Source organism: Chloroflexus sp. (assembly GCF_034432675.1).
GTDB lineage: Bacteria > Chloroflexota > Chloroflexia > Chloroflexales > Chloroflexaceae > Chloroflexus.
Map to the genome: position 1 here is coordinate 20,342 of NZ_DAOUBI010000158.1, position 11,339 is coordinate 31,680.

Sequence of the window (11,339 nt, forward strand, 5' to 3'; positions counted from 1 at the left end):
ACATTTTCCTCTTACTCTGACAACAACCAGTGCGCCAGCAGCGTAATCATCTCATCGGAAGCGTCCTCTAACACATAATGCCCGGCATCATCGAGACGGGTAACGTAAGCGGAGGGAAACCGGTGTAGCCAGCCGGCCAGAAACCGATCATCAAAACACCAGTCCCGTCCACCCCAAAAAATTCGCACCGGTTTATCACGCACATGCACCAGCTCACGATCAATCGCATCAACCACAGGCCATGTTGGATGACCGGGATGCAGTGGAATGTCCTGCACAAAACGGGCAATCGCAATCCGGTCGGCGAACGTCCGGTACGGCCAGAGATAGCCCTCGCGCACCGCTGCTGGTAACGGGCGGGTAACTGCCATGGTGGTTGCCGCAATGGCAAACGCATTATATTGCCGGATGACCCATTCTCCCAGCCTGGGCAACTTGCCGGCGGCAATTCGCAACGGCACATGGTGCGAGAGGAATGCTGCCGTATTCAGCACCACGATCCGCCGCACCAGATCGGGATGGTGTACCGCCCATCCCATTCCAATCGCCCCACCCCAATCATGCACAACCAGATCAACCGGCCCAACATCAAGCCAGGTCAGCAGGCTCTCCAGGTTGGCGATATGATTGACAAGCGAGTAGCGATAATGTTGCGGCTTATCCGACAGTCCACAGCCCAGGTGATCAGGTGCAATCACCCGCCGTTGTGTGCGAAGCAGCGGGATCAGGCGACGATAGAAGAACGACCATGTCGGATTGCCATGCAGCAAAACCACCGGTATCCCACTGCCTTCATCCACATAGCGCATCACACCGGCAGACAGAGCATATTCGTGTACGTGAAACGGGAAGAGTGCGCGGATCGGTGCCGGTACTTCGGTATGTATCACCATGCGAGACATGTGCCCCAATAACACAGCTTTTGCCTATATGTGAGTATACAACGATTACGCATTGTGCGTTGTGTCTTCAGGGATGACTCTTTGGTGGGCTAAACAGGAATCAGTGTTGCCAACCGCTATACCCATCAGCACGTACTATCCCATCGTGCTCGATCCTGGGAAACATCATGTAGAGACAGCCGCAGTGTGAGCCGTGTATAGGACGCGGATAGCCGAAGAGATGGCAAGGTCGTGGGGCAGGCTTCCAACCTGTGCGCCCTCCGAGTTGCTATCTACAACTGCAATAAATACCACCCTCCAACCTGTGCAGTATCGGCCACATTCGTTACCGAACGGTGATAGCGGAGATGCCTGCATGCGGGTTGGAGGCCAACGCCACAGCGATCAGCATAGGAGGAGTAGGGTAGGCTACTGCATCAGAGTCTTCATTGAAGAAACTCTCGTTCGGCGCTACCGGATCTGCTGCGTCGTTAGTTACAGCCTTTACCCACCCCCTTGTAAAAACCGACTCGCTTCCGCTGCCGGCAATGGATACCCTAACAAATACCCTTGCCCGTAGTGACAACCGACTGTGCGCATCCGGTCAACCTGCTCGGTAGTCTCTAGTCCTTCGGCTACCACTTCAAGATTAAGACTACGGGCCAGATTGACGATAGCACTCACAATCGCCTGTGAATGATGAGTCTGGTCAAGCTGAATGATAAAATTGCGATCAATCTTAATTTGATCAATCGGCAACTGGATCAGATAACTCAAAGAAGAATAGCCCACCCCAAAATCATCAATCGCAATCTGAATGCCGTATGACCGCAAACGCGCCAGCACTGCGGCAGCCTCCTGGCTGTACTCCATCAAGGCACTCTCGGTCAGCTCCAGCTTCAGGCAGTTCGGCCAGATGTTGTATTGCGTCAACAATTGAACAATGCGCACATAGAGATCGGGTTGCATAAACTGGCGCGCCGAGAGATTGACACTCACCGACAGATGGGCGGTATTGGGAAAGCTTTGCTGCCACGCGGCCAATTGTTGACAGACGTGTTCAAGCACCTGCCAGCCGATAACATCTCCCAAGCCAACCTCTTCAGCCACCTCAAGAAAGGCGGCTGGCGTCAAGACACCGCGTGTCGGATGTTGCCAGCGCACCAATGCCTCGAAGCCGATCAATTCTCCTGAACTGATGTTCACAATAGGTTGATAATAGACGATAAACTCACGCTGTTCAACCGCCCGCCGTAATTCATTTTCGAGGGCTAAACGCGCCTGAGCAGCTTCGCGCATTGCCGGATGAAAGACCTCGTAACGCGATTTACCACTCGCTTTTGCCCGATACATCGCAATATCGGCATCTCGCAATACTTCCGCCGGATCGTTGTATTCCGCTGAACCAAAGACAATCCCAATACTGACCGACGAGTGAAGCATCTGGGCATCAATCTCAACCGGCAAACTCAATTGCTGAATAATCCGTCTAGCGACCTGCACCACAGCGTCAAGTGAGTGAATATCATCGAGCAGAATAACGAATTCATCGCCACCTAGACGGGCACATGTATCTATCGAACGCAGACAACGGTGTAACCGTGAAGCTGCGGTCACCAGAAAGCGATCACCAACCGGATGCCCGAAGCTATCGTTAATCACCTTAAAGTGGTCAAGATCAAGAAAGAGCACCGCAAAGTGATACTGTGGGTTACGCTGGCTGCGTTTGATCGCCTGACTCAGGCGATCACTCAACAGAACCCGATTAGGCAGGCCAGTCAACGCATCGTGCAACACCCCGTGCTGAAGCCGTAATTCCATCAGCTTGCGCTCGGTAATGTCACGATAGTTAACAATCACCCCCTGCACTGCCGGATCATCGAGCCGGTTCGATGCCGTTGCTTCAATCCAACGCCAACCACCATTGGCATGACGTGCGCGAAACTCAACCATTGCTGAAGCACCAGATTGCTGAATAATGTCCAAAAACAGCCGCTGAACCCGTTCACGGTCGGCCGGATGAATAAAGGCGAAACCCTCGACAGGCTGGGTTAGAAAGCCTTCGGTCGGATAACCAAGCAACGTCTGCGTTGAGGGGCTGGCGTAGCGAATAAAGCCATCACGATCCACCATCGAAATCGCATCGCTACTCCGCTCGATCATCGCCCGGAAGAGGCGCTCACTCCGTCGTAAGGCTTGTTCAGCCTGCTGTCGTTCGATGATGAGTCGTCGCTCACGTAACGCCCGTTCGGCAATACGTGGCAGATCGAGCAGCGTAGCCGGCGTTTTAGCAACATAATCTAGTGCACCGGATTTCAAAGCAGATACCGCAGCCCGCTCATCACCGTAACCCGTCATCAACACAACCGGTAGCGTTAGGCCATCAGCACCGGCAACCAACAGCTCATCACCTCGCCCATCGGGCAGGAGCAAATCACAAATGATCAGATCGAAAGATCGTTCGTTCAAGCATTGCCGTGCTTCTGTCAGCGATGCCACGACTATCAGTTGATGATTCCCTTGCTCAAATGCCCGTTGCGCTAATTCGATATGATCCGGATTATCTTCGATGAGTAAGATTTGGAGAGTCACGTACAACCACCTGTATTGAATATGTTATCAGGCAACATACTGAGGATTATAGGGAAGCTGATTCCATTCCAGCCAGTAATCACCTAAATCATTCAGCATCCGGCTAAATTGTTCAAAATCAACCGGTTTCACCAGATAACTGTTGGCATGAAATTGATAGGCCAGGCGCAGATCGCTCTCAGCGCGCGAGGTGGTTACCACAACCACCGGAATATTGCTGATGGCTGAGTCCGTCTTCATTACCTGAAGCACCTCCAGACCGCTCAAACGCGGCAGATTCAAATCGAGCAATACCACATGTGGCCGCGGACTGGTTGTCGGATCGGCGAATTGAGCCTTTCGGTGCAGATAGTTCAGTGCAGCTTCACCATCAGCAACATGGATAATTCGGTTAGGAATACGGTGATCGTTCAATACACGAGTGATTAACTCGGTGTGATCGAGATTGTCTTCCACAAGTAAGACAACAACTGGATCAGGGCTGGCTGACATGTCACATCTCTTGTATGTCAATTCGTGAACCACCGGAAGTTATACAAGCAGCGAATACATCACGGTATTTATTACCTTCCTCACCCACCGGTCCTCGCTGCTACAGGTACATTGCTCAACCACCACCGGTCAGTGTGTATAGCATAAGTCTATCATACGAGTATGTCCATGAACGCATGATCTATCGTACAAGACTCATTCATTATCACACCTTCTTATCATGGACGCGAGCCATTCTACTCAATATGATCTTATACCCTCCCTTCGTGGCGCGGAGGCTCAGGCAACGTCAGATAAAAGGTGGTTCCTTTGCTCAGACCTTCCGATTCCACCCACATCTTGCCACCGTGAGCTTCCACAATCCTGCGCGCCAGGGCTAACCCAATGCCAGTACCATCAACCTGCGCGTTCAGGCGTTCAAAGAGGCCGAATACCCGCTGGAGATAGCGTGGTTCAATTCCAATACCATTATCCCGAACACTGACCAGTACAAAACCGGGGAGATCGGCACGACGTGCATCGATCCAGATTTGTGGATTCGGCTGATCACCCATAAATTTGGCTGCATTGTCGATCAAATTCTGAAACACTTCCCGCAGGCGTGTGCGGTCACCGTAAACCTCAGGCAGATTGGGCGGCAGATGGAGATAGACATTCCGTTCGGCTAAACGACCACTCACCCCGGCAGCAGCTTCGCTAATCAGTAATCCTAATCCGATCCGCGACGGCTGACTCAACTGACGCCCGGCCCGTGACAGGTTGAGCAGATCTTCCAGCAATTGATACATCCGATCAGCAGCGACCTTGATCCGCTGGATATCTGCCGGTATTCGTTCTAAATACCCGCTAGCCAGGTCACGCTCAATGTATCCGGCAAAGCCCTTAATCGTGATCAACGGGCTTTTTAGATCATGTGACACTGTATACGTAAACTGCTCCAATTCACTGTTTCTGGCCTTTAGCTCGCGTAACAGATGCTCACGCTCGATTTCCGCCTTCTTACGTACCGTAATTTCCATTCCCACTGCCTGATATTCTAACGGCTCTCCATGATCATCGAAGAGCAGGCGATTGCCCCAGCGCTGCCAGCCAATCGAGCCATCTGGATAAATTACCTCGTGCTCGTGTTCTATCGTCGGTTGCTCACGGTTAAGCAGGGCAATATCTGCCACTACCTGTTCTCGTTGCTTAGCGGGGATCAGGGCGTAGAAGTTAAAACCGATTAATTCATCCCGTGAACGTTGAAAGGTCTGACAATACAGATCGTTGACGAACGTTAACGTTCCATCAGCCCGAAATCGGCACACCAGCGCCGGTAAATCTTCGACTAATGTACGGTAGTAAAGTTCGCTGCGTGCAAGTTCAATTTCAATCGCTTTCTGAGCAGTAATATCAATCTGAAGACCATACATTCCCTGAACGAAACCGTCTGGTTGCACTAACGGCTGACCAATCACTCGTAGCCAGTGAATAGAGCCATCAGGCCAGATAACACGAAACTCAGCCGTAAACTCCTGTCGACGATGTATAGCGCGGTCGATAGCTTCCCGCAAGGCCTTCCGGTCGTCGGGATGCACCCGCTCAAACCATGTACGAAAGCTCAGCCTGTCCTGCCCTGGATTCATGCCAAGCAGTGGATAATTTTCTGGCGACCAATGGATGGTACGAGCAATCGCGTCCCACTCCCAGGCACCCGCTCGCGCTGCCAGCAACGCCTGCCGAAGTTGTTGTTCGACACGTTCACGTTCAATACTCTTAGCACGGGTCGCCTTAATTGCAGTGACCAGTTGAATATCAACAACCGACAGAATAGTACCGGCAAGTGAAAGAATTACCAGCATTGTTACCGCATAAGCCAGTGGTGACTCTAAAAGCGGGGTTATTGTCGGCAGACGATTGGTCATCGTCAGGAATAACATTGCACTGATGGCTGTTCCACTTGCTAACACAGCGCTAATAATACCTCTTAAACCAAATCCTACCCCGGCTAACAACATGACAATCACGTAGTTCAAAAGTACAGAACTCTGTAAACTACCGGTGAAAAACACAATGAAGGTAACAATGAGCCAGATCGCACTACACACCAATCCGCTTGCGATATAGATAGCACTACGTTGTACCAGCCATGCACCGGTGGCAAAAACGATGATCATGATTACAGAAGCGATTAAAGGGATTGCAGGTGTATTGTAAATCCACGGTGTGATGATACTGTATAGGGCTGTGATAACGGTCAAAACGGTAAAGATCGGGAATAAAAGAAATGCTACTCGCTGTCGTTCACTTCCAGACAGCAACTCAAGATGTTGGTCAGCCGGCCAGATCGTTGATAGAAACCGATGCAGATTCATACATTTTGATAAGGCCTAAAATACGTGATATTCCAGATAGAAAGTATTATAACCTGTTCAGACCATTCTCAATGCAAAACCTGGAATGATGTATATTTTACGTGTCAGGGTAGTGTACAGCAGCGATGTTGAATTGCCTCAGTGGTAGATTGTATGCTGGGTACCAGTATATACCATGACCATTACCAGCACATATGAGATAGGGTCTGATATATGACATCCATTGCTTAACAAACGCCTCAATCATGACAGTGATGCCATTATTATCCTACCAGCAACGTGCGTAGAGCGTGGAGAATGATCCTTACATCTGTGAAAAGTTGTACAATAGTAAGTGTGTTGCGTGTACCGAACAGTAACCGGTGATTGACACAAGCTACATACATCTGAAAAAACACACTACGATTGGAAGCGCGGATGTATCGTCTTCACTTACTCCTACCCAACAGGATATTCCGGCGAGGTTCTTACTTTAAGTGTACAGGGAGAATTTTCAATGGATATATGAAACACCTCACTATCCGGTAGCAGGTTTTGTTATTGATACACGAAGTAAGTTCCGGTTCAACCAATATATCTTCTGTTCTATACTATGAAATGTGAAATCGCTATACGCTATCTCTTCTGCTCTACCCTGCTCATCCTTGTCGCCTGTGGCACCGCTCTTCCACCGCCAACACCATCGCCGCCGACGGTCGTGCAACCAACACCGGGATTGCGCGTCTTACCGGCACCACTCTACGTCCTCGACCGTGGTCAGATTGCCCGGATCGAAAGCGATGGTGCAACCCGCCGCCAGCTTACCCGTGAACGGATTGAACAAACCGGTATTCCCCCAATTAGCGATATGGATGTACATCCTACTGCGGGGCTGATTTATGTCGTAGGTGCAGCTACCGGAGATCGGCTAGTGCGCACTGCCCTCGACGGTAGCAATCCACAAGTCATCTATAGTGAGACCGGACATCAGCTCAGCGCCGTGCGCTGGTCACCTGACGGCAGCGCCATCTATCTTCGTTTCCAAAACAACCGCGAGCCGCGCGATCTTCCTGATGGTCTCTACCGTATACCCGCTAGCGGCGGTACGCTCGAATTACTGCTCGCCGACGATCCGGTTGACAATCCGCTAAATCCCAGCCGATCAGTACGCAGCTACGCCCCATTTCTCTGGGACCCGACCGGCACCACGCTCCTTGTCGAATCATTTGCCACCTTCTACGATGATTGTGAACTGGTTTTCTGGCATCCACAGGACAAAACCCTGCGCAGACCTGTGACCCCTGAAGGCACGCACAGCTTCTGCGGCGAGGCAGTCTGGCGTAGTGACGGCAGTGCCGCGCTCTTACTGATTGGGCCAGACACCGGCCCAGGCGTCTGGCAGGTAGATGTACAAACCGGCCAGGCCACAGCGCTGAGCAATGACGGCATCCTCGCACGTGCCCCCTTCCTGATTGGCAACGACCTGCTGTTTGTTGCCGTAGAGCGGGTCAACGACGGCTTCAGCTTCACCCTGACCCGCCAATCACCCGATGGCACCCGCACTCCCCTACGTCTACCATTCCGCGAGATACCGCTTCTCATCCGCTGGGCACCCGACGGCAGCGGCATTGTTGCCGTTGTCCAAACCAACAGCGGCACTGCATTACACTGGTACCCCATCGGCAATCAACCAGCCGTTGCCCTGCCACAAACCGACGAAGGAGTTTCATGGCTGGTTTGGGGTGTGATACCGGAGCGGGGGTAGGGGGTTGGGGTGTGGTAACTCGCCACATTCCGGCGCTCAATATCTATCAGCCAATGCTAACAATGGTACAGAGGAGCAGAGCAGGTACGTTTACCTGCACGTATGCAATCCCGGTTTTGCTTAGTAGAAAGCCTAACGAACCGGGTAGCACATTAAACGCTCACCTTCCCCACCCACCCCACCAGCCAGTCGCGCAACGCTGTCAGCGGTTCACCCGGCAACAGGGGTAAGAGCGTCACGCCACTGGGGTAGGTAACCGGGGCACCGGTGGATGGGAAGAGGAGGGCGATGGCCGTCACTACCCGCTGCCCGTGGCCATCACCGATACCGGCCAGGTAGCTGTAGCCCTCATCGAGTGCGCTTGCCGGTAATTCGTCGGAGTCACTACGGTATTTGGCATCGAGCAAGATCAGCGAAGGTTGACCCTGTAATGGTATTATCTCAAGTGCCAGATCGGGAACGCGCACCCGATGGTCGAGTGAGCAGAATGGCCGGCTGTCGGGTGCGTACCGTGGCTGGTAGCGAAGTTGCACGGTTGTACCGGAAGAGCTGGCGAACGACAGCAGTGGGCGCTGGGTTGGCAGACGAAGATAGTGATCATCCTCGCACAATGATTGTGCGTTGAGTTGCCAGGTTGGGTGTTGTGCCAGGCACAGTGCAACCTGGGCAGCACACCATACTTCGTACAACCTGGCGACATCACGCACCGGGATGGTTAGCAGGTCGGGTTCCCATCCGACACCCAGACGGCGGCGCAAGAGTCGCCGGTAAGCCAGGATGATCCGCTCTTCACGAGTACGTGGCGTCCAGGATGCCGGTACTGGCGGAGAGGATTGCGGAACAGGGATGTCAGCACGCAAGGTGCGCAAGCGTCCACTGATTGCCACGAGGCGGGTGCGGGTGTCAGATGGCATGTCGACGAATAAGAGCCATTGCACAGTGACGATCAGCCGATCCAGCACGGCAACTGCTACGTGAAGACCTCGTTCAGCAGGATCAGATCGCGGACGGAGGGGGCGAATTCGATTTGGCCAGTTGGTCTTTGGGATGGGATGGGCATCGACAGGAATCCACCAGCGGGCTGGATCGGGTCGCTCACGCCAGGCTCCCAGCTCCTGCGGTCGATCTGGTTGGAGACGGTGCTTCGGCGGACGGCGCAGATATTGTTCGAGCACGGTGATAAAGCGTTGCGTCGCCGATCCGGTTAAGAGTGCCAGCAGTGCCGTTGGGTCTGAATGACCGGGGCCAATTATGCCAGCCGCCTGCCTTCCGCCACGCAGCGCATGCACAAGCGCCGGTGCTATGCGGGTTAGATCGCTGAGCAACATGGCATATCGGCGAGCATCGAGGAGCGATGGTGCAACCCGGATAAGGTCACGCCATTCGCTGTGCATCGTCGCTGAGGTGATAGTGAGATGAGCTTCATACTCGCCGGCACCTGCCGGCACCTGCCAGCGCCAGCGCCAGACAGTTTCTCCTGGTCGCAGAAATGGTTCCAGAACGGTACCGTCAATTGTTAGTTGTGCTGTCGCATTGACCGGTACAGAACATGACCATTCTACTATCTGGTGTTCGATGATAATGGCGGCAGACGGTGGCACACCGTCGAGTAGCAGTAGTGGTATATCTACCACCAGCGCCTCCGTTTAAAGTAAATTGCCAGTCCAACGGCAATACTTAGCATCAAACCAAGTGCAAACGGATACCCCCACGGCTGTTCGAGTTCGGGCATGAGCACAAAATTCATCCCATAAATGCCGGCAACCAGTGAACAGGACATCAAAATAATCGACCAGAGGGTTAAGACCTTTACCAACTGATTGAGTTGATTGCCTTGCAGTGAAAGATAGCTATCCAGCGCACTTGAGAGCAGGTCGCGGTAGAGGTCAATCGACTCGGTGATCCGCACCAGATGATCGTAAACATCACGAACGTAGGTTAACTCACGGGGGTGGAAGATACGTACTTCCTGGCGCAGTAAGACGTTCAGAATGTCACGCTCAGGTGCGATAATGCGCCGTAGCAACAGAAGGTCTTTCTTAAGGGTGAAAATGTCACTGGCTACTTCGTGGCGACCGCGTTGAAAAATCTCGTCTTCGATATCGTCAATCTGTTCACCGAGGGCATCCAACACGACGAAGTAATCGTCAACAATCGCATCAATCAGCGCGTAGAGGACACTGCTTGCCTGATAGCCCGGCATATAGCCATTACTCTGCCAACGAGCCAGCGTCTCTTGCACATGGCGCACCGGGCTGCTGTGAATACTAACTAGATAGTTTGCACCGACAAAGAGAGCCACCGGTAGAAACTGTAATGTTCGCTGCTTTGCATCATATTCAACGCTGTAGAAGATGATCAGGTAGTAACCGGGGTAGGTTTCAATCTTCGGTCGTTCGTGCATCTGGAGTGCATCTTCAATCGCGAGCGGATGAAAACCGAACTCTTCGCGCAACAGGGCAATCTCTGCGTCTGTCGGTTGTTCAAGATCGAGCCAGGTCATGGTGCGTGGTTGGAGAAGGAGTTCGCTGATCTGATCGAAATCGGTGAGCTGTTGCACCTGTTGCCGTTGAAAGGTGTGCAGTGTTACCATCGATTTGTGGTCTTTCCTAGATAAAAAGATTTTCTCATCCCTGAAAGATGTGCAGTGAACAACGAGATGAACGTTTGTATTTGCGAGAATGATCGCTTGATAAGTATAATATCAGATCTTGACTGATATAATGTATCATTTCCTGTCACCGAATATGTGGTGAATCGTGATCATTCGTCGTCTCCGCAACGATCCGTGGGTGTCGCCTGCATGATACAGATGGGCGGGTTGTGTGGGGGCGGGTTGTCTGGGGGCGGGTTGTCTGGGGGCGGGTTGTGAACCCGCCCCTACGGACCTGTGCATTACCCATACCTGGTGTCAACCACGTGCGTATCGGCGGGTATGATCGCCATGGATGCTGTTGTGGGCGACTGGCCCGATGACAGTGCGCCGCTCCAGCCGTGCCAACACGTGCTGGATGGATTGCCGTACCCGCTCGTTATGCGCGTGTCATACGGTTTGGCGTGCGGCAGTCATGCTGCCGTGCCAGCCGTGCTTGCGATCACGTGGAGGTTGCAGCGGTTACCCCGCAGCTCTGCACCCAGTGGGATCACGTTTCAGGGTAGATACCGTTGCCGACTACCATTACCCGTGGCGTGACGTTTGGCGTGCGGCAGCCATGCTGCCGCGCCAGCCGTGCTTGCGATCCGGCGCGTGGCATACCGTTCCCCATCCTGGTCACG

General features: G+C 52.8%; 7 protein-coding genes. 1 reads left to right on the forward strand and 6 read right to left on the reverse strand.

Going from position 1 to position 11,339, the window contains the following annotated elements; genetic code table 11:
- Positions 1-11: 11 nt before the first annotated feature.
- The 4 genes from VAE55_RS11895 to VAE55_RS11910 all read right to left on the reverse strand — a co-directional run bounded on the left by VAE55_RS11895 (position 12) and on the right by VAE55_RS11910 (position 6,319).
- Positions 12-893 carry an alpha/beta fold hydrolase gene (locus tag VAE55_RS11895; RefSeq protein WP_322815999.1) on the reverse strand — a complete coding sequence of 294 codons (882 nt, stop codon included), beginning with the start codon at positions 891-893 and terminating at the stop codon, positions 12-14.
- Between the two features lie 492 nt (positions 894-1,385).
- Positions 1,386-3,473: a putative bifunctional diguanylate cyclase/phosphodiesterase gene (locus tag VAE55_RS11900; RefSeq protein WP_322816000.1), complete on the reverse strand. Its 2,088-nt coding sequence runs from the start codon at positions 3,471-3,473 to the stop codon at positions 1,386-1,388.
- Between the two features lie 27 nt (positions 3,474-3,500).
- On the reverse strand, positions 3,501-3,965 hold the full coding sequence (locus tag VAE55_RS11905) for a response regulator (protein ID WP_322816001.1): 465 nt from the start codon (positions 3,963-3,965) through the stop codon (positions 3,501-3,503).
- A gap of 251 nt (positions 3,966-4,216) precedes the next feature.
- Complete coding sequence (locus VAE55_RS11910; protein ID WP_322816002.1) at positions 4,217-6,319, reverse strand: ATP-binding protein; 2,103 nt, start codon at positions 6,317-6,319, stop codon at positions 4,217-4,219.
- A 592-nt stretch (positions 6,320-6,911) separates the two neighbouring features.
- On the opposite strand from VAE55_RS11910, the gene VAE55_RS11915 reads away from it, so the two are divergent.
- On the forward strand, positions 6,912-8,063 hold the full coding sequence (locus VAE55_RS11915; RefSeq protein WP_322816003.1) for a hypothetical protein: 1,152 nt from the start codon (positions 6,912-6,914) through the stop codon (positions 8,061-8,063).
- Between the two features lie 152 nt (positions 8,064-8,215).
- Here the strand turns inward: VAE55_RS11915 and VAE55_RS11920 are convergent, their stop codons facing one another.
- Both VAE55_RS11920 and corA read right to left on the reverse strand, forming a co-directional pair.
- Positions 8,216-9,697: a nuclease domain-containing protein gene (locus tag VAE55_RS11920; protein WP_322816004.1), complete on the reverse strand. Its 1,482-nt coding sequence runs from the start codon at positions 9,695-9,697 to the stop codon at positions 8,216-8,218.
- Complete coding sequence (corA, locus tag VAE55_RS11925) at positions 9,691-10,656, reverse strand: magnesium/cobalt transporter CorA (RefSeq protein ID WP_322816005.1); 966 nt, start codon at positions 10,654-10,656, stop codon at positions 9,691-9,693. The genes VAE55_RS11920 and corA overlap by 7 nt, the downstream gene beginning before the upstream one ends.
- Positions 10,657-11,339: the final 683 nt, after the last annotated feature.